18 protein-coding genes are annotated in these 18802 nt (G+C 73.4%); 13 read left to right on the forward strand and 5 right to left on the reverse strand.

Translation table 11 applies throughout. From position 1 onward, the window contains the following. The first annotated feature begins 3 nt into the window (after positions 1-3). The 4 genes from ACFYO8_RS17815 to serA all read left to right on the forward strand — a co-directional run bounded on the left by ACFYO8_RS17815 (position 4) and on the right by serA (position 5401). Positions 4-1899, forward strand: coding sequence for an acetolactate synthase large subunit (locus ACFYO8_RS17815; protein ID WP_355095779.1), 1896 nt, complete (start codon positions 4-6; stop codon positions 1897-1899). After that, positions 1899-2414 carry an acetolactate synthase small subunit gene (ilvN, locus tag ACFYO8_RS17820; protein ID WP_354865921.1) on the forward strand — a complete coding sequence of 172 codons (516 nt, stop codon included), beginning with the start codon at positions 1899-1901 and terminating at the stop codon, positions 2412-2414. The genes ACFYO8_RS17815 and ilvN overlap by 1 nt, the downstream gene beginning before the upstream one ends. Positions 2415-2472: 58 nt before the next feature. Then, the gene (ilvC, locus tag ACFYO8_RS17825) at positions 2473-3486 is read left to right on the forward strand and encodes a ketol-acid reductoisomerase (protein WP_355095777.1); all 1014 of its coding nucleotides are present in this window, start codon (positions 2473-2475) and stop codon (positions 3484-3486) included. Positions 3487-3802: 316 nt separating this feature from the next. After that, complete coding sequence (gene serA, locus ACFYO8_RS17830) at positions 3803-5401, forward strand: phosphoglycerate dehydrogenase (protein ID WP_120571297.1); 1599 nt, start codon at positions 3803-3805, stop codon at positions 5399-5401. A 59-nt stretch (positions 5402-5460) separates the two neighbouring features. Here serA and ACFYO8_RS17835 read toward each other — a convergent pair whose 3' ends face one another. After that, the gene (locus ACFYO8_RS17835; protein WP_355095775.1) at positions 5461-5814 is read right to left on the reverse strand and encodes a hypothetical protein; all 354 of its coding nucleotides are present in this window, start codon (positions 5812-5814) and stop codon (positions 5461-5463) included. Between the two features lie 326 nt (positions 5815-6140). Continuing rightward, positions 6141-7013, reverse strand: coding sequence for an FAD:protein FMN transferase (locus ACFYO8_RS17840; RefSeq protein WP_354865915.1), 873 nt, complete (start codon positions 7011-7013; stop codon positions 6141-6143). Between the two features lie 215 nt (positions 7014-7228). On the opposite strand from ACFYO8_RS17840, the gene ACFYO8_RS17845 reads away from it, so the two are divergent. Both ACFYO8_RS17845 and ACFYO8_RS17850 read left to right on the forward strand, forming a co-directional pair. Further along, entirely contained in the window at positions 7229-8260 is a 1032-nt protein-coding gene (locus tag ACFYO8_RS17845; RefSeq protein WP_354865913.1) for a 3-isopropylmalate dehydrogenase, read from the forward strand. 189 nt (positions 8261-8449) lie between these two features. Next, on the forward strand, positions 8450-9544 hold the full coding sequence (locus tag ACFYO8_RS17850) for a branched-chain amino acid aminotransferase (protein ID WP_354865911.1): 1095 nt from the start codon (positions 8450-8452) through the stop codon (positions 9542-9544). A gap of 52 nt (positions 9545-9596) precedes the next feature. Here ACFYO8_RS17850 and ACFYO8_RS17855 read toward each other — a convergent pair whose 3' ends face one another. Next, complete coding sequence (locus ACFYO8_RS17855) at positions 9597-10337, reverse strand: tyrosine-protein phosphatase (protein WP_355096434.1); 741 nt, start codon at positions 10335-10337, stop codon at positions 9597-9599. A 51-nt stretch (positions 10338-10388) separates the two neighbouring features. Further along, positions 10389-10853 carry a PRC-barrel domain-containing protein gene (locus tag ACFYO8_RS17860; protein WP_354865907.1) on the reverse strand — a complete coding sequence of 155 codons (465 nt, stop codon included), beginning with the start codon at positions 10851-10853 and terminating at the stop codon, positions 10389-10391. Positions 10854-11213: 360 nt separating this feature from the next. Between ACFYO8_RS17860 and cimA the strand changes: the two genes are divergently transcribed. Then, positions 11214-12812: a citramalate synthase gene (gene cimA, locus ACFYO8_RS17865; RefSeq protein ID WP_354865904.1), complete on the forward strand. Its 1599-nt coding sequence runs from the start codon at positions 11214-11216 to the stop codon at positions 12810-12812. 1 nt (position 12813) lies between these two features. Here cimA and ACFYO8_RS17870 read toward each other — a convergent pair whose 3' ends face one another. Then, complete coding sequence (locus tag ACFYO8_RS17870; protein ID WP_354865902.1) at positions 12814-13806, reverse strand: endonuclease/exonuclease/phosphatase family protein; 993 nt, start codon at positions 13804-13806, stop codon at positions 12814-12816. Positions 13807-13974: 168 nt separating this feature from the next. Between ACFYO8_RS17870 and ACFYO8_RS17875 the strand changes: the two genes are divergently transcribed. The 6 genes from ACFYO8_RS17875 to arfB all read left to right on the forward strand — a co-directional run bounded on the left by ACFYO8_RS17875 (position 13975) and on the right by arfB (position 18784). Next, positions 13975-15024, forward strand: coding sequence for a MoxR family ATPase (locus ACFYO8_RS17875; RefSeq protein ID WP_354865900.1), 1050 nt, complete (start codon positions 13975-13977; stop codon positions 15022-15024). Then, positions 15021-16037: a DUF58 domain-containing protein gene (locus ACFYO8_RS17880; RefSeq protein ID WP_354865898.1), complete on the forward strand. Its 1017-nt coding sequence runs from the start codon at positions 15021-15023 to the stop codon at positions 16035-16037. The genes ACFYO8_RS17875 and ACFYO8_RS17880 overlap by 4 nt, the downstream gene beginning before the upstream one ends. After that, a complete protein-coding gene (locus tag ACFYO8_RS17885) occupies positions 16034-16993 on the forward strand; it encodes a VWA domain-containing protein (protein WP_013284520.1) in 960 nt (319 codons plus the stop codon). The genes ACFYO8_RS17880 and ACFYO8_RS17885 overlap by 4 nt, the downstream gene beginning before the upstream one ends. Positions 16994-17038: 45 nt before the next feature. After that, positions 17039-17899, forward strand: coding sequence for a trypsin-like peptidase domain-containing protein (locus tag ACFYO8_RS17890; RefSeq protein ID WP_355015008.1), 861 nt, complete (start codon positions 17039-17041; stop codon positions 17897-17899). 153 nt (positions 17900-18052) lie between these two features. After that, complete coding sequence (locus ACFYO8_RS17895; RefSeq protein ID WP_354865894.1) at positions 18053-18349, forward strand: hypothetical protein; 297 nt, start codon at positions 18053-18055, stop codon at positions 18347-18349. 9 nt (positions 18350-18358) lie between these two features. Beyond that, positions 18359-18784: an alternative ribosome rescue aminoacyl-tRNA hydrolase ArfB gene (arfB, locus tag ACFYO8_RS17900; RefSeq protein ID WP_120571223.1), complete on the forward strand. Its 426-nt coding sequence runs from the start codon at positions 18359-18361 to the stop codon at positions 18782-18784. Positions 18785-18802: the final 18 nt, after the last annotated feature.

Here is an 18802-nt window from a genome sequence, read left to right on the forward strand (position 1 = left end):
GCCATGACGAGACCCACGCCAGAGACCCTCGCCCACTCCGCCCGCCGGGCCCGCTCCGGCACCGGCGCGGCCGGTGACTCCGACCCCGCCGCCCGCCCCGGCCGTGCCGTTCCAGCGGCCGCGCACGCCGAGACGCCCGTACGGGAGCCCGTCACCGCGCAGGTCTCGGGCGCCGGTTCGCTCGTGCGGTCGCTCGAGGCGCTCGGCGTCGACGTGGTCTTCGGCATTCCGGGTGGCGCGATCCTGCCCGCCTACGACCCGCTGTACGACTCCACGGTCCGGCACATCCTGGTCCGCCACGAGCAGGGCGCCGGGCACGCGGCCACCGGGTACGCGCAGGCCACCGGCCGGGTCGGTGTGTGCATCGCCACCTCCGGACCGGGCGCGACGAACCTGGTCACCCCGATCGCCGACGCGTACATGGACTCGGTGCCGATTGTGGCGATCACCGGTCAGGTGGCCCGGCCGTCGATCGGCACCGACGCCTTCCAGGAGGCCGACATCCAGGGCATCACGCTGCCGGTCACCAAGCACAACTTCCTGGTGCAGACCGCCGACGAGATCCCCCGGGTGCTGGCCGAGGCGTTCCACCTGGCCGCGACCGGCCGCCCCGGCCCGGTGCTCGTCGACATCCCCAAGGACGTGCTCCAGGCGCCGGCGACCTTCTCCTGGCCGCCCACGCTCGACCTGCCCGGCTACCGGCCCACGCTGCACCCGCACGGCAAGCAGATCCGCGAGGCGGCACGGCTGATGACCGGCGCCCGTCGTCCGGTCCTCTACGTCGGCGGCGGCGTGCTCAAGGCCGGCGCCACCGAGGGACTGCGCAAGCTGGCCGAGCAGACCGGCATCCCGGTGGTCACCACGCTGATGGCGCTCGGGGCGTTCCCCGACTCGCACCGCCAGCACCTGGGCATGCCCGGCATGCACGGCACCGTCGCCGCCGTTTACGGCCTGCAGAAGGCCGACCTGATCGTGGCGCTGGGCGCCCGCTTCGACGACCGGGTGACCGGCCGGCTGGACTCGTTCGCGCCGGACGCGACAGTGGTGCACGCCGACATCGACCCGGCCGAGATCGGCAAGAACCGGCACGCCGACGTCCCGATCGTGGGTGACGCGCGGCACGTGATCGACGAGCTGATCGTGGCGGTCACCGCCGAGCAGGCCGCCCATCCGTCGGTGGACCTGACCGACTGGTGGGCCCAGCTCGACGACCTGCGCGAGCGGTACCCGCTCGGCTTCGAGGAGCCGGCCGACGGCACGCTCTCCCCGCAGTACGTGATCGAGCGACTGGGCGAGATCGCCGGCCCGGACGCGGTCTACGTGGCGGGCGTCGGCCAGCACCAGATGTGGGCCAGCCAGTTCATCTCGTACGAGAAGCCGAACACCTGGCTCAACTCCGGTGGCCTGGGCACCATGGGCTACGCGGTCCCGGCCGCCATGGGCGCGAAGGTCGGCAGGCCGGACACCACCGTGTGGGCGGTCGACGGCGACGGCTGCTTCCAGATGACCAACCAGGAGTTGGCCACGTGCGCGCTGGAGGGCATCCCGATCAAGGTCGCCGTGATCAACAACGGCAACCTCGGCATGGTGCGGCAGTGGCAGACCTTGTTCTACGGGGAGCGCTACTCCAACACCGAGCTGGGCACGCACAAGCACCGCATCCCGGACTTCGTCAAGCTCGCCGAGGCGCTCGGCTGCGTCGGGCTGCGCTGCGAGAACGCCGCCGACGTGGACAAGACCATCGAGGCGGCCATGGCGATCAACGACGCGCCGGTGGTCATCGACTTCGTGGTCGGCAAGGACGCGATGGTGTGGCCGATGGTCGCCGCCGGCACCAGCAACGACGAGATCATGTTCGCGCGCGGTGTGCGCCCCGCTTTCGACGAGGACGAACTTTAATGACTATGCACACGCTGTCCGTGCTGGTGGAGAACAAGCCGGGGGTCCTGGCCCGGGTCTCCGGGCTGTTCTCCCGGCGCGGGTTCAACATCGACAGCCTCGCCGTCGGCGAGACCGAGAACCCGGACGTCTCCCGCATCACCATCGTGGTCAACGCCGAGTCCTCGCCGCTGGAGCAGGTGACCAAGCAGCTCAACAAGCTGGTCAACGTACTCAAGATCGTGGAACTGGACCCGCAGGTGTCGGTGGCCCGGGAGCTGCTGCTGGTCAAGGTCCGCGCGGACCGCACCGCCCGCGCCCAGGTGCTGGAGACGGTCGGCCTGTTCCGCGCGAGGGTGGTCGACGTCGCGCCCGACACGCTGACAGTCGAGGCCACCGGTACGCCGGACAAGCTCGACGCGCTGCTGCGCGACCTGGAGCCGTTCGGCATCAAGGAGATGGTCCAGTCCGGCACCGTGGCGATCGGGCGGGGTTCGCGGGCCATCACCGCCGGACCGTCCCTGCGCGCCGCCTGATCCGTACCCACAAGTTTTTCGACGGGCCGACGGGCACCGCCGTACGAAAGGGAAGTCAATGAGCGTTGAGGTGTTCTACGACGACGACGCCGACCTGGGCCTGATCCAGGGCCGCAAGGTCGCCGTGATCGGGTACGGCAGTCAGGGCCACGCGCACGCGCTGTCGCTGCGCGACTCCGGCGTCGACGTGGTGATCGGCCTGCCCGCCGGGTCGAAGAGCCGGCCGAAGGCCGAGGAGCAGGGCCTGCGGGTGCTGACGCCCGCCGAGGCGGCGGCCGAGGCCGACGTGATCATGATCCTGGCGCCGGACACCGCCCAGCGTGGTCTCTACGCCGAGGCCATCGCGCCGAACCTGTCCGCCGGCAAGGCGTTGTTCTTCGGGCACGGCTTCAACATCCGGTACGGCCTGATCAAGCCCCCGGCCGACGTGGACGTGGCGATGGTCGCCCCGAAGGGCCCCGGTCACCTGGTCCGCCGCCAGTACGTCGACGGCAAGGGCGTGCCCTGCCTGGTCGCGGTCGAGCAGGACGCCAGCGGCAACGCGCTCGGCCTGGCCCTGGCGTACGCCAAGGCGATCGGCGGCACCCGGGCCGGCGTGATCCGGACCACGTTCACCGAGGAGACCGAGACCGACCTGTTCGGCGAGCAGGCGGTGCTGTGCGGCGGCGCGGCGGCGCTGGTGCAGACCGGGTTCGAGGTGCTCACCGAGGCCGGCTACGCGCCCGAGGTGGCCTACTTCGAGTGCCTGCACGAGCTGAAGCTGATCGTGGACCTGATGTACGAGGGCGGCATCGCCCGGATGCGTTACAGCATCTCCGACACCGCCGAGTACGGCGACCTGTCCCGGGGCCCGCGCGTCATCGACTCCCGGGTCAAGGAGGAGATGCGCAAGATCCTCGGCGAGATCCAGTCCGGCGAGTTCGCCCGCGAGTGGGTGGCCGAGGACGAGGCCGGCCGGCCTCACTTCGCCAAGTGGCGGGCCGAGGGCGCGGCACACCCGATCGAGGAGACCGGGCAGAAGCTGCGCGGCATGATGAGCTGGGTCGACCGGCCGATCACCGAGACCGCCTGAGTTCTTCCCTCGTGCGGCCCGTGGCCCGACGCTCTCCCCGGCGTCGGACCGCGGGCCGCGTCCGTTCACGTGCTGGGACACGGTGAGTAACGCCTCGTGCCGTGCCGTCCCCCGGTGAACGGGGGATGACAGGCGTGCGACGGGCCTCTGTGAGGGCCCTCACCCCGCAGTCCGGGACACGCCGGGCGGGCGGCCACCTACCATCCTTGGTGTGGTGCCCGAGCGCACCCGACGGCCATGGCACGAATCGGCGCAGGGCGCAGTGCGGCGCCCCGGGCGTCCCAGGCCGACCATTACCGAGCGTCTACGAGGACCGATGAATCCTGTCGTACTGATCGCCGAAGAACTCGCCCCCGCCGCCATCGAGGTGCTCGCGCACGACTTCGACGTGCGCCACGTGGACGGCACCGACCGCCCCGCTCTGCTCTCCGCCCTCTCCGAGGCCGACGCGGTGATCGTACGCAGCGCCACCCAGATCGACGCCGAGGCGATCGCCGCCGCGCCGCGGCTGAAGGTGGTCGCCCGGGCCGGTGTCGGCCTGGACAACGTGGAGGTGCCGGCCGCCACCGCGCGGGGCGTCATGGTGGTCAACGCGCCCACCTCCAACATCGTCTCCGCCGCCGAGCAGGCGGTCGCGTTGCTGCTCGCGGTGGCCCGCAACACCGCCAGCGCCAGCGCCGCGCTCAAGGCGGGGGAGTGGAAGCGGTCCAAGTACACCGGCGTCGAGATCCAGGGCAAGACCGTGGGCGTGGTCGGCCTCGGCCGCATCGGCGTGCTGTTCGCGCAGCGCATCGCCGCGTTCGGCACCCGGCTGATCGCGTACGACCCGTACATCCAGCCGGCCCGCGCCGCACAGCTCGGCGTCCGCCTGGTCGGGCTGGAGGAACTGCTGCGGGAGAGCGACTTCATCTCGATCCACCTGCCCAAGACGCCGGAGACGGTGGGCCTGATCGGCGAGAAGGAGCTGGCGATCGTCAAGCCGGGCGTCCGGATCGTCAACGCCGCCCGGGGCGGTCTGGTCGACGAGCAGGCGCTCGCCGACGCGATCGCCGAGGGCCGGGTCGCCGGTGCCGGCGTCGACGTGTACGCCAAGGAGCCGTGCACCTCGTCGCCGCTGTTCGCCTTCGACAACGTGGTGGCCACCCCGCACCTGGGCGCCTCCACGAACGAGGCGCAGGACAAGGCCGGTCTCGCGGTGGCCAAGAGCGTCAAGCTCGCGCTGCAGGGCGAGTTCGTCCCGGACGCGGTGAACGTGCAGGCCGGCGGCGTGGTCGCCGAGGACGTCCGCCCGCTGCTGCCGCTGGCCGAGCGGCTGGGCCGGGCGTTCACCGCCCTGGCCGGCGGGGTGGCCGCCAGCGTCACCGTCGAGGTGCGCGGCGAGATCGCCGCCCACGACGTGTCGGTGCTCAAGCTCGCCGCGACCAAGGGGCTGTTCAGCTCCGTGGTGGAGGAGCAGGTCACCTACGTCAACGCGCCGCACCTGGCTGCCGAGCGGGGCGTCGAGGTCACGCTCGCCACGCCGGGCGAGACCGTCGACCACCCGAACCTGGTGACCGTGCGCGGGGCGCTGCCGGACGGGCGTACCGTCCGCGTCTCCGGCACGGTGGCGCACACCGGCACCCGCGACGTGTTCAAGCTGACCGAGGTGGACGGTTTCGACGTGGAGATCGGCGCGGAGGGCATCCTGGTCTTCCTGCGCTACGCCGACCGGCCCGGCGTGGTCGGCACCGTCGGCACGCTGCTCGGCGAGGCGGGCGTCAACATCGCCGCCATGCAGGTGGCTCGCCGCGAGGCCGGTGGCGAGACGCTGATGACGCTCACCGTCGACCAGGCGCTCGGCGCCGACCTGCTCACCTCCGCCGCCGACTCGATCGGCGCGGTCGCGGCCAGCGCGGCCGACCTGCGCGACGTGTAGTCCGGACAGGACAGATCGGGGCCCGGCCGGATCGGCCGGGCCCTTCGTCGTCCCGTGGCTCAGGAACGGACGCGGGCCGGTGGCGGGTAGACCGAACCGTCCTGGGCGTCGAAGAGCATCAGGTCGTGCTCGCCGGCCAGCCGCTCGATGTCCAGCAGGACCTGATCGGGGCAGGCCGGGTTCAGGTTCATCTCGATGTGGTCGGCGGCCGTGTGCAGCGGCGCCTCCCACGGCGTGCCCGGACGGGCCGGACCGTCCGGGTAGCTCGCTGTGACCTCCCGGTAGAACGCGACCAACCTCGCGTCGGGTTGCTGCCTGCCGTGCCAGCCCTCGCGGCACTGCTGCGCCGCCGCCCGCACCTGCTCCGGTGTCGCCCCGCCCGGCAGGGCCCACACGCTCAGATCGAAACTCACGGCGGACAGCGTGCCATCCGGGACCCGCGCCCGTCACCTCTGCCCCACCGTGCCTTCACGGCTGATCGGCGACTTCGTTCACCCGGCGTCCGCTGTGGAGACTCTTGCGTCGAGTTGCGTCGATTCGCTAGCGTACCGATGCGGTTACCGCTGAGTCGATTCCCGGCCCGTCTTCGGGTGGCGCGGCCGGGCACCCGGCCCCTCGGCCCGCACCCCTCGATTGCGCGAGCCACGCGCACTCGTCGCTGACCGGCCCTCACTGTCGTTGCCGAGACCGTGGGGGCCGATCGCGCTCTCCCGCCGGTGTCGTGCCGGCAGGCAGCGGATCAGCGCCGGTGGTGCGCGAACAGCGGCCGGTATTCGCAGTCGTGGCGGAACCACGCCAGCCCGGCCGGTCCGGCGGCGTAGAGGGCGGTGGCGTAGGCGTCGGCGACGGCCAGGTCCGGGCCGATCACGGTGGCGGCCGACAGGCGCTCGGTCGGCTCGCCGGTGTGCGGGTCGACGACGTGCCCCCGCCGCCCGGTGACACCGGAGGTGCCCACCGCGCCCGACGTCATCTCCAGCACGACCGGCGTACGCCTGGTGTCGGTGGGGTGGTGCACCGCGACGCGCCACGGCCCGCCGTGCGCCGCGCGCCCGCGTACCGTCAGGTCGGCGCCGGAGAGCACGGCGTAGTCGTGGATGCCGGCGGCCCGCAACCGCGTCGCGGCCCGCTCCACCGCCCAGCCGCCGAGCAGGCCGCCCGGGTCGAAGCCGCCGGGCACGGCCCACGCGTCGAACCAGCCGTCGGTCGCGGCCCGCATGGCCGCGCAGAGGTCGACCAGGCCGGCCAGCGGGGGGTACGAGTCAGGGCTGATCTCGTCGCGGCGCAGCCGGGAGACCAGGCTCTCCGGCCGGTTCGGGCCGTAGGCCAGGTCGATGGCGCGCAGCTCGGCGACGGCGTCGCGCAGTGCCTCGCCGACCACCCGGTGCCCCAGCCACTCGGGCGCGTTGAGCAGCAGCGTGTAGTCGGCGGTCGAGGTGCTGACGGTGTGCCGGACGTTGATCCGGCCGGACGCGCCGGAGCCGGACCGCTCGACGCGGTGGTTGCTGGCGCCCAGGTGCAGGTCGGGGCGGACCGGACGGAAGGCGGCCTGGTCGACCCAACGGGTGCGTGGTTGTTGGTCCGCCCAGTGGGCCCGCCGGTGCTCGATTCGCATGACACCTGCCCCTCGTGGTCGCCGCCGTGTCACGGCGGTGGCCGGCCCCGGGCTTCGTCGACCCGGTGAACCGACCCTAAGCAGTGGAGATGACCACACCATGAGTGCCGGCTGGGAGCATCCTGTGATTCAGGATTCCCGAATGGTGGACGATTCGTACCGGGAGCCGGGACGGCGACTACCGTGGCGCCTAACGACGAGACGAGGAGCGTCAGGTGGCACACATCGCGGTGGTGGCCGGCGACGGCATCGGGCCCGAGGTGGTCGCGCAGGCCCGCAAGGTCCTCGACGCGGTGGTGCCCGGGATCGAGGCCACCGAGTACGACCTGGGCGCGGCGCGCTATCACCGCACCGGCGAGGTGCTGCCCGACTCCGTCCTCGACGAGCTGGCCGGTCACGACGCCATCCTGCTCGGCGCGGTGGGCGACCCGACCGTGCCGCCGGGCGTGCTGGAGCGCGGTCTGCTGCTCAAGCTGCGGTTCGCCTTCGACCAGTACGTCAACCTGCGCCCGTCCCGGCTCTGGCCCGGCGTGGCCGGTCCGCTCGCCGCGGTCAAGCCCGGCGAGGTCGACCTGGTGGTGGTCCGCGAGGGCACCGAGGGGCTGTACGCGGGCGCCGGCGGCGCGCTGCACCGGGACACCCCGGCCGAGGTGGCCACCGAGGAGAGCCTGAACACCCGGCACGGCGTCGAGCGGGTGATCCGCGACGCGTTCGCCCGCGCCGGCCGCCGGGAGCGCCGCAAGGTCACGCTCGTGCACAAGACCAACGTGCTCACCCACGCCGGGTCGCTCTGGGCGCGCGCCTTCGCCGCGGTGGCCGCCGAGCACCCGGACGTGACCACCGAGTACCAGCACATCGACGCCGCCGCGATGTTCCTGGTGACCAACCCGTCCCGGTACGACGTGGTGGTCACCGACAACCTCTTCGGCGACATCCTCACCGACATCGCCGCCGCCGTGACCGGTGGCATCGGGCTGGCGGCCAGCGGCTGCATCAACCCCGAGGGGCGCTACCCGTCGATGTTCGAGCCGGTGCACGGCTCGGCGCCGGACATCGCCGGCCAGGGCGTCGCCGACCCGGTCGCCGCGGTGCTGTCCGCCGCGCTGCTGCTGGACCAGCTCGGCCACGCCGACGCCGCCGCCCGGGTCACCGCCGCGGTCGGCACCGAGCTGGCCGGGCGTACGCCGGGGGCGCCGCTGCGCACCGAGGAGGTCGGCGACCGCCTCGCCGGGTACGCCGTAGCCTGACCGGGCCGACCCTCCTGGCGGCCCGGTACCGGGCCGCCAGACCCGTCACCGGGCCCACCTCGACCGTCCGGCGCGTCGCATCCGCCGGGGCGGAGCTATCCGCTGAACGAACGTTCGGGGTAAGTTTCTGGCACCAGTGACGTCGGCGTGCGATCCCGCACGCCGGGAACCCGCAGGGAGGTCAGCGCGATGAGCGGTGGTGACATGCTCGATTTCGAGATCCGTCCGAATCCCGCGCCGGTATCCGCCGCCGACCGGGCCGCCCTGCTGGCGAACCCGGGCTTCGGCCGGGTGTTCACCGATCACATGGTCACGATCCGCTACGCCGAGGGCAAGGGCTGGTACGACGCCCGCCTGGAGGCGCGCGCGCCGATCCCGATGGACCCGGCCGCGGCGGTGCTGCACTACGCGCAGGAGATCTTCGAAGGGCTGAAGGCGTACCGCTCGGGTGACGCGGTGACGATGTTCCGCCCGGAGGCCAACGCGGCCCGGTTCAACGCGTCCGCCCGCCGGCTGGCCATGCCGGAACTGCCGGAGGCGACGTTCGTGGATTCGCTGCGCCGGCTGATCGAGATCGACCAGCCGTGGATCCCGGAGCACGAGGACAGCAGCCTCTACCTGCGTCCGTTCATGTTCGCCAGCGAGGTCTTCCTCGGCGTCCGCCCGGCGAACGAATACCTCTACTGCGTGATCGCCTCGCCGGCCGGCGCGTACTTCGCCGGCGGCGTGAAGCCGGTGACGGTGTGGGTCTCGCCGGACTACACCCGGGCCGCGCCCGGCGGCACCGGCGCGGCCAAGTGCGGTGGCAACTACGCCGCCTCGCTGGCGGCCCAGGCCGAGGCGATCGAGGCCGGCTGCGACCAGGTGGTGTTCCTGGACGCGGTGCAGCGGCGGTACGTCGACGAGTTGGGCGGCATGAACGTCTTCTTCGTCTACGACGACGGCAGCATCGTCACCCCGCCGCTGGGCGGCACGATCCTGCCGGGCATCACCCGCGACGCGATCCTCACCCTCGCCGCCGAGGCCGGGCACGAGGTGCGGGAGGCGCCGGTCGACTTCGCCGACTGGCAGGCGGACGCCGCGAGCGGGCGGCTGCGCGAGGTCTTCGCCTGCGGCACCGCCGCCGTGATCACCCCGATCGGCGGCGTGCGCTTCCCGGACGGCGAGTTCCTCATCGGCGGTGGCGAGTCGGGCCGGACCACCACGGCGCTGCGCCAGAAGCTGGTCGACATCCAGCGCGGCCGCGCCGAGGACCGGCACGGCTGGGTCACCCGCGTCCTCTGACACCCCGCGCGGTGGTCGAGGAGTCCACTCCTCGACCACCGCCGTGGTGGGGTCAGTCCAGGAGGTGGGTGCGGAGGGACTCCAACTGCGCCTCGGTGACGCCGGCGTGGGTCAGGTAACCCTCGACGGAGCCGTAGCCCTCGCGCAACTCGGCGAGGAACAGCTCCATCGTCTCGGCCGGTGATTCCAGGAACGGCGGCGGTGGTTCCTCCGCGTCCGGCAGCGTGGCGCGCACCCATTCGCTGAAGCGCCGCGAGGCGGCGGTGCTGAGCGCGTAGTCGGCCACCACGTCCTCGTCGGGCACCCCGAGCACGGAGAGCGTGAGCGCGCAGACGATGCCGGTGCGGTCCTTGCCGGCGACGCAGTGCACCACCACCGGGGCGTCGGCGCTGTCGGCGATCAACCCGACCGCCTCGGCGAGCCCGGCGGTGCCGGTACGCGCCAGGTCGGCGTAGCGGTCGGCGAGGTAGCGGGCCAGGCTGACGCCGGAGGAGCCGAACGACTTCGCGGCCCAGTCGTCGTGCTCGGGGTGGATGTGCCGGTAGGCCAGCCCGTCGTAGGCGGGCACCCGCCCGTCGCGTTCCACCTCGGACGGCCGGCGCAGGTCGATCACGGTACGGATGCCGAGCGCGGTGAACGCCGTGCGGTCGGTCTCGTCGATGCGGTGCAGCGAGTCGGAGCGGTAGAGCCGGCCGCGCCGGACGGTGCGGCCGCCGGCCGCGGCGTACCCGCCGACGTCACGGAAGTTGAACAGGGCGGGGAAGGGGTTCTCCGGGGCGTCCACGCCTGACACGGTAGCGGCCGGCGAGGCGTTCGCACGTCCCCGCCGGCCGTCGCCGAGCTGTCAGATCCGCGGCGGTACGTCCGGCGGCAGCGCCGAGTGGTGCTCGCCGTAGTAGCCGCCCAGCCGGTCCCGGTAGCCCGGGTCGGCGTGGCTGGCCTCGTCGTACTCCGGGGCGGCCTTGATCTGGTCCTTGTCCCGGTCGACGTGCACGGTGCGGGAGTCGTGGTCGACGAGGTTGACCGTGCCGGCCGGGAGCATCACCTTCTTGCCGAAGATCCACGGCCCGGTGTCCACCACCAGGTAGCTGTCGTCCACGTCGTGGCTCGCCTGGTCGATCTTGCCGATCGCGCCGTCGGTGGCCTCGACCTTGTAGCCGGTCAGGTCGGCGCTCTCGACACCCGCCTCGTCGCGGTAGCGCCACGGGTCGAAGGCGCCCGCCGGAGCGCCGCCGGCGACCGCGCCCCGGCCGTCGTCGAGGATCGGCTCGGTGCCGCCGTGCGTGGCGCGCGGGTCCAGTCCGTCCATGTGCCGCCTCCCGTCCCGACAGCCGCGGCCGTCGCGGCGCGTCGTGCGCCGGTACGGTTACCCACCCCGTCCGGGTGCCAACCCGCCGAGGGCCGACGCCACGGTGGCGGCGCCGGTCCTCCGTCCTTGAGCGTGACTCGGCGACAAACGCGGGCCAGTAACTGGATCGGTTTCGTCGTCCCGGAATATGGGTTAGGCCTCCCAAAACCCGGAGCGGGGTGGCAGAGTGCGGGTTGTGACCAGCTTCGTCCTGATCATTAGCAGCTAGCGCGCCGGCCTTCCCTCGCCGAGCGCGCAGACCTCCCGCATCCGCGGGGGGTCTTTTTGTTTGCTCCCCCAGGGCACGAGAAGAGGACCCCGATGACGTTCCAGGTGTACGACACGACGCTGCGTGACGGCGCGCAGCGCGAAGGACTCACGTACTCGGTGGTCGACAAGCTGGCGGTCGCCCGCCTGCTGGACGACCTCGGAGTCGGCTTCATCGAGGGCGGCTGGCCGGGCGCGGTGCCGAAGGACACCGAGTTCTTCCGCCGCGCCCGCACCGAACTGGAGCTGCGGCACGCGATCCTGGTCGCGTTCGGCGCCACCCGCAAGGCCGGCCTCGCCGTCGAGGACGACCCGCAGGTGCGCGGCCTGCTCGACGCGCAGACCCCGGCCGTGGCGCTGGTCGCCAAGGCGGATCTGCGGCACGTGGAGCGGGCGCTGCGCACCACCGCCGAGGAGAACCTCGCCATGATCCGCGACACCGTGTCGTACCTGGTGGCGCAGGGGCGGCGCGTCTTCGTCGACGGGGAGCACTGCTACGACGGGTACCACTTCGATCCCGGCTACACCTCCGCGGTGGCGGAGACCGCGCTGGCCGCCGGCGCGGAGCGGTTCGTGCTCTGCGACACCAACGGCGGCATGCTGCCCTCCCAGGTCACCGCCGTGATCGAAGGACTCGTGGCGCGGACCGGGATCGCGCCGGAACGGCTCGGCATGCACGCGCAGAACGACACCGCCTGCGCGGTCGCCAACACGATCGCCGCGGTCGAGGCGGGCGTCCGGCACGTGCAGGGCACCGCCAACGGGTACGGCGAGCGCCCCGGCAACGCCGACATCTTCGCGATCGTCGCCAACCTCCAGCTCAAGCTGGGCATGCCCGTCCTACCGGAGGGCTGCCTGGAACAGATGGTGCGGGTCTCGCACGCCATCGCCGAGATCGCCAACATCGCCCCCGACACCCACCAGGCCTACGTCGGGGCCGCCGCCTTCGCTCACAAGGCAGGGCTGCACGCGAGCGCGATCAAGGTCGACCCGTTGCTCTACAACCACGTGGAACCCGCCGTGGTGGGCAACGACATGCGGATCCTGGTGACCGAGATGGCCGGCCGGGCCAGCATCGAGCTCAAGAGCCGCGAGCTCGGTCTGGACCTGGCCGGCCATCCGGACGCCCTGTCCCGGGTCACCCGGCGGGTCAAGGAGATGGAGGCCGACGGCTGGTCGTTCGAGGCCGCCGACGCCTCGTTCGAGCTGCTGGTCCGCTCCGAGCTGCCGGATGCCGGGCCGGCCCGGCCGTTCGCGCTGGAGTCGTACCGGGTGATCGTCGAGCACCGCGAGGACGGCGCGGTGGTGTCCGAGGCGACGGTGAAGGTCCGGGTACGCGGCGAGCGGGTGATCGCCACCGCCGAGGGCAACGGTCCGGTCAACGCGCTGGACGAGGCGCTGCGCGTGGGCCTGGCCCGGCACTACCCGGAGCTGCGGGACTTCGGGCTGGCCGACTACAAGGTGCGCATCCTGGAGGGCAGCCACGGCACCGGCGCGGTCACCCGGGTGCTCGTGGAGACCGCCGGCGCCGGCCGGGACTGGACCACGGTGGGCGTGCACCCGAACGTGGTGGAGGCGAGCTGGCACGCGCTCGTCGACGCGCTCACCTACGGCCTGGACCGGTCCCGGGTGGCGGGCGGTACGACCGCCTGACTCAGCCGGCCGGCAGGCGCAGCTCGGCCAGCAGCGCGCGGTGGTCGCTGCCCGGCACCGGAAAGATGCCGGCGGCGCGCACCGCGACGCGCCGGTCCACCAGTACGTGGTCGATGGTGATCGGCGGGATCGGGTCGCCGTCGTACGGGCCCCAGGTGCCGCCGAACCCGGCTCCGGCCGCGTCCGCCGCGTCGGTGTAGCCGGTGGCGATCAGGTCCCGCAGCGCCGCGTGGTCGAGCGTGGCGTTGAAGTCCCCGGCCAGCACACTCAGCCCGCCGTCCGGGGTGGCCGGTGGCTGGGCGCGTTGGTCGGTCCACCAGTCCGGGACCACGTCGAGGGCGTACGGCGCGGCCGGGTGCGCGGACTCCACTCGCAGCGGCGGCGCACCGGGCACCGTCACTGTCGCGTACGCCTGGGCGAAGAAGAAGCCCTGGTTGCGCCGGTGACCGCCGTCGCGCAGCGGGTGGCGGGCGTAGACGCCCGAGCCGGTCGAGCCGACCTCGGGGCTCAACGACCGGTGCGGCAGCAGCGTGGCCAGGCCGAGCCGGTCCAGCTCGGCAGCCAGCGGCGGGGTGAGTTCCTGCACCGTGAGCACGTCCACCCGTCGCGTCCGGACCAGGTCCACCAGCGCGGCCGGGTCGGCCGAGCCGAGGCGCAGGTTGGCGGTGAGCAGGCGTACCGTCGGCCCGTCGGCGGCGGGCGGGCCGCCGGGTATCGCGCGGGGCGCCACCGCGCCGATCAGCGCCAGCGCGGCCAGCACCGCGACCACCGCTGGGGCGCGTCGCCGCAGGGCGAGCGCCGCCACCGCCACCACCGGGGCCACGGCGGCCACGTACGGCGTGAAGGCGATCGCCGGCACCAGCGGACCCCGTTCCAGCCCGGCCAGGCGGACCAGCGCCCACGCGGCGACCGGCGCGACGGCGAGCCAGCACGCGGCCGTGGCCAGGCGTCCGCCCCGGGTGCCGGCCCGGCGCAGCCCCGGCAGGGTGATCATGACGGTCAGGCTACCCGGTGTCGTGTTCCGTGCCGATCCGGCCGGTGCCGCGCCGCTTCGTGCCGTTGCGCCCCGGCTGGGGAGATGCTGCCGGTCCGGCCCGGCCACCACCGCCCAGGGGCCGATAATCCGACGTTTGTCGCAGGCCCGCCACGGGAAGCAAGCACCGTGACGGACATCTCGGACACCCGCGCCAGCGTGCCCAGCCTGGTCGATGCCGACGCGAGCGGCGTCGAGCTGGAACAGACCCTCGTCGAGGTCAAACGCGTGATCGTCGGGCAGGATCGACTCGTCGACCGCCTGCTCACCGCCCTCGTCGCCAACGGGCACTGCCTGCTGGAGGGCGTACCGGGGGTGGCCAAGACGCTGGCGGCGCAGACGCTGGCCACAGTGGTCGGTGGCACGTTCTCCCGCATCCAGTTCACCCCCGACCTGGTCCCGTCCGACATCGTCGGCACACGCATCTACCGTGCCTCCAAGGAGCAGTTCGACGTGGAGCTGGGGCCGATCATGGCGAACCTGGTGCTCGCCGACGAGATCAACAGGGCCCCGGCCAAGGTGCAGTCGGCGCTGCTCGAAGCGATGGCCGAGCGGCAGGTCTCCATCGCCGGCCGGAGCTGGCCGGTGCCGGACCCGTTCCTGGTCCTGGCCACCCAGAACCCGATCGAGTCCGAGGGCGTCTACCAGCTCCCCGAGGCGCAGCGCGACCGCTTCCTGATGAAGGTCGTGGTCGACTACCCGAGCGACGCCGACGAGCTGGCCATCCTCTACCGGATGAGCACCGAGCGCCCCACCGCGCGTACCGTGCTCGACCCGGTCCGGCTGCGCGAACTGCAGCGCCGCGCCACCGACGTCTTCGTCCACCACGCGCTCGCCGAGTACGTGGTCCGCCTCATCCTCGCCACCCGCGACCCGGAGCGCTTCGGCCTGGCCGACGTCGCGCCCCTGCTGGCGTACGGGGCCAGCCCTCGGGCCACGCTCGGCCTGGTGGCCGCAGCCCGCGCCCAGGCGCTCATCCACGGCCGGGACTACGTGCTCCCCGAGGACATCCGGGAACTGGCGGTGGACGTGCTGGCGCACCGGCTCGTGCTCTCCTTCGACGCGATCGCCGACGGCATCTCCGGCGAGGACGTGGTGCGCCGCGTGGTCGAGGCGGTGCCGCCGCCCCGGCTGGTGAACGGGCCCACGGAGACGATGTCCGACCTGGCGGCGGCATGACCGGCGCGGCCGAACCCGCGCTCGCCGATCTCGCCCCGGACCAGCGGCTGCGCCGGCTGGAGCTGACGGTGACCCGCCGGCTCGACGGCCTGCTGCACGGCCGGTACCGCGGCCTGCTGCCCGGTCCCGGCAGTGAGGCGGCCGGCAGCCGCGAGTACCGGCCCGGCGAGGACGAGGTACGCCGGATGGACTGGGCGGTGACCGCCCGGACCACGGTTCCGCACGTACGGGAGGTCGACGCGGACCGGGAACTGACCACCTGGCTGCTCGTCGACGCCAGCCCCAGCATGGAGTACGGCACATCCACGCTGGACAAACGGGAACTCGCGGTGGCCGCCGTGGCGGCGATCGGCTTCCTCACCGCCGGAGTCGGCAACCGGCTCGGCGCCCAGGTGCTCACCCCGGACGGGCTGCGCCGGTTCCCGGCCCGCAGCGGGCGTACCCATCTGCTCGGGCTGCTCCGCGCGCTGCTCGGCGCCCCGCGTACCGGCGAGTTGCCGGACTCCGACGGCGCGGGCGCGGCCGGCGCGGGCCGGACGGACGCGCCGCCGGGCCTGGTGGACGGGCTGGACGGTCTCCAGCGCGTGGCCACCCGGCGCGGCCTCGTGGTGATCGTCTCCGACTTCCTCGACGAGCTGCCCGAGGACCCGGACGCCGCGCCGCCGCCCTGGGCCGCGGCGCTGCGCCGCCTCGCGGTACGGCACCAGGTGCTCGCGGTCGAGGTGACCGACCCGCGCGAGCTGGAACTGCCGGACGTCGGCCTGGTCACGCTGGTCGACCCGGAGAGCGGCCGGCGCCGCGAGGTGTGGACCGGCGACCCGGGCCTGCGCGAGCGGTACGCGCGCGCCGCCGCCGAGCAGCGCGACCAGGTACGCCGCACGCTGCGCCGGGCCGGCGCCACCCACCTGGCGCTGTGCACCGACCGGGACTGGTGCGCGGACGTCGTCCGGTACGTGCACGAACAGCGCCGGCTGGCCACCGTGCCGGCCGCGGCCCGCGGAGGTGTCGCATGACCTGGCAGTCACCCGCCCGCCTCTGGCTGCTGCTCGCCGTCGTCGCGCTGGTCGCCGGCTACCTGGTGCTGCAACGGCGGCAGAGCCGGTACGCGGTGCGCTTCACCAACCTGCGCCTGCTCGACCGGGTCGCACCGCGCCGCCCGGCGTGGCGGCGGCACGTCCCGGCGGGCCTGTTCCTCGCCATGCTGGCGTTGCTCGTGGTCGGGTTCGCCCGGCCCGAGGCGGAGGTGCGGGTGCCCCGCGAGCGGGCCACGGTGATGGTCGCGGTGGACGTCTCCACCTCGATGCTCGCCGGTGACGTGGACCCGGACCGGTTGACGGCGGCCAAGGAGGCGGGCCGGCGGTTCGTCGACGGGCTGCCGGACGAGTTCAACGTCGGCCTCGTCGCGTTCGCCGGCAGCGCGGCGGTGCTGGTGCCGCCGAGCACCGACCGGGAGGCGCTGCACGACGGCATCGGGCGGCTGGCCGAGGGCATCACCGGCGTGCAGGGCACCGCCATCGGCGAGGCGATAAGCACCTCGCTCGGCGCGGTCAAGAGCCTGGACGCGACCGCTGCCAAGGATCCGCCGCCGGCCCGGATCATCATCCTCTCCGACGGCGCGAACACCTCCGGCATGGACCCGATGGAGGCCGCCGACCAGGCGGTCGCCGCGAAGGTGCCGGTGCACACCATCTCGTTCGGCACGCCCGGCGGCTCGGTCGACAGGGGCGGCCGGGCGATCCAGGTGCCGGTGGACGGCCAGACGCTGCGGGCGGTCGCCGAGCAGACCGGCGGCGGCTTCCACGAGGCGTCCACCACCGCCGAGCTGAAGGACGTCTACGAGGACATCGGCACCTCGGTCGGCTACCGCACCGAGCGGCAGGACATCTCGGCCCGCTTCATCGGCCTCGGGCTGGTCCTGGCGATGGGCGCCGCGGCCGGCTCGCTGCGGTGGTTCTCCCGGCTGCCCTGACCCGCACCACGACCGTACGACCGCACGACACGTGAGGAGCCAGGCATGGCAGTGCAGACCGGACTCGGCGAGCCACGCGGCCCGTGGTTCGTCTCGCCCGAGCTGGGCCCGGACGGGCGCGGCTACCGGGACGTACCCGGGGGCGGGCCGGAGGCCGGGCGGCGGAGCCTGCGGCACCGGCTGCTGAGCGTGGCGGCGGTGGTGGCGCTCTCCACCGTCTCCGGCGCGGCGGCCGGCACCTGGGCGGCCGACCGGGGCACGCCGGGACCGGCGGCGGCGTCCGCCGCGCCGGTGCCGGCCGAACTGGTCACCGCCGCGGGCAAGACGGTGCCCGGGGTGGTCTCGGTGATGGTCGGGGGCCGCTCCGGCGCGTCCGCGTCCGGCTCCGGGTTCGCCATCGACAACGAGCAGCACATCGTCACCAACGACCACATCCTGGCCCGGGGCGGCGCCGGCGCGGTGACTGTGGAGACCTCGGACGGGCGGCGCTTCCCGGCCGAGGTGGTGGGCCGGGAACCGGCCAGCGACCTCGCGGTGCTCAAGGTGCCCGCGTCGGCCGGGCTGCCGCCGTTGCCGCTGGCCAAGGCGAACTCGACGAGGGTGGGGGAGCCGGTGCTCGCGGTCGGGTCGCCGCTCGGCCTGGCCGGGACCGTCACCGCGGGCATCGTCAGCGCGCTGGACCGGCAGGTGCGGATCGGCAACGGCCGGCACACGGCGGTGCAGACCGACGCCTCGATCAACCCGGGCAACTCGGGCGGGCCGCTGGTGAACGCGCGCGGTGAGGTGGTCGGCGTGAACACGGCGATCGCCACCATCGACGGCAGCGGCTCGATCGGCATCGGCTTCGCCATCCCGATCGACCAGGTCCAGCAGACCGCCGACACCATCATCGGCCGGGGTGGCTGAGCCGCCCGCGTGGTGTCCCGCGCGGGGCCGACCGCCGTCCCGCCCGGGGCGCTGACCTGCACAAGTAGCGCAAGATCGGTGCGAACTGTCGGATATCCGGCGCGCAATGATCGGAGCATGGAAATATTACGCTGAGTATGGATACTGGCGGAGGTGGAGCAAGCTGTCACTGCGGCCCTCCTCCTGGTGGGCCTTGTCATCGGCGCCGGTGTCGGCGCGTCCTACGCGCGTGCGAAGCGTGGCTGGACGGACTACCGGACGGCCCGGACCACAGTCCCCACCGCCCGGCGCAACGCCTGGCTGGCGATCCGGGGCGTGGTCGTCAAGCTCGCCGTGATCGCCCTGCTGCTGTTCGGCGCGGCCGCGTACGCGGCGTCCGGCGGCGGCGAGGAACGGGCCGGACCCACGCCGAGCGCCACCCCCACACCGAGTCGTCGCGCCGGGCGCTAGCCTCGGGGCGTGGACGACGGACTGCGGGTGACCGACCGGCTCGTGGTGCCCGCCGCCGAGCTGCGGGAACGGTTCTCCCGGTCGTCCGGGCCGGGCGGGCAGGGAGTCAACACCACCGACTCGCGGGTGGAGCTGAGCTTCGACCTGGGCGGCTCGCCGAGCGTGCCGGAGGCGTTGCGGGAACGGGCGCTGGCCCGGCTCGCCGGCCGCCTGGTCGGCGGTGTGCTGACGGTGACCGCCAGCGAGCACCGCGCGCAACTGGCCAACCGGGAGGCGGCCCGCGAGCGGATGGCCGCGCTGCTGCGCGAGGCAGTCGCCCCGCCGCCGAAGGCGCGCCGGCCGACCCGACCCTCCCGCGGTGCCAAGGAGCGCCGTCTGGCCGAGAAGAAGCGCCAGTCCCAGCGCAAACGCGACCGCCGGGTGGACGGCGACTGACCGGAAACGGGTTGAGCC

Origin of the sequence: Micromonospora sp. NPDC005257, assembly GCF_042872445.1 — a bacterium.
GTDB lineage: Bacteria > Actinomycetota > Actinomycetes > Mycobacteriales > Micromonosporaceae > Micromonospora.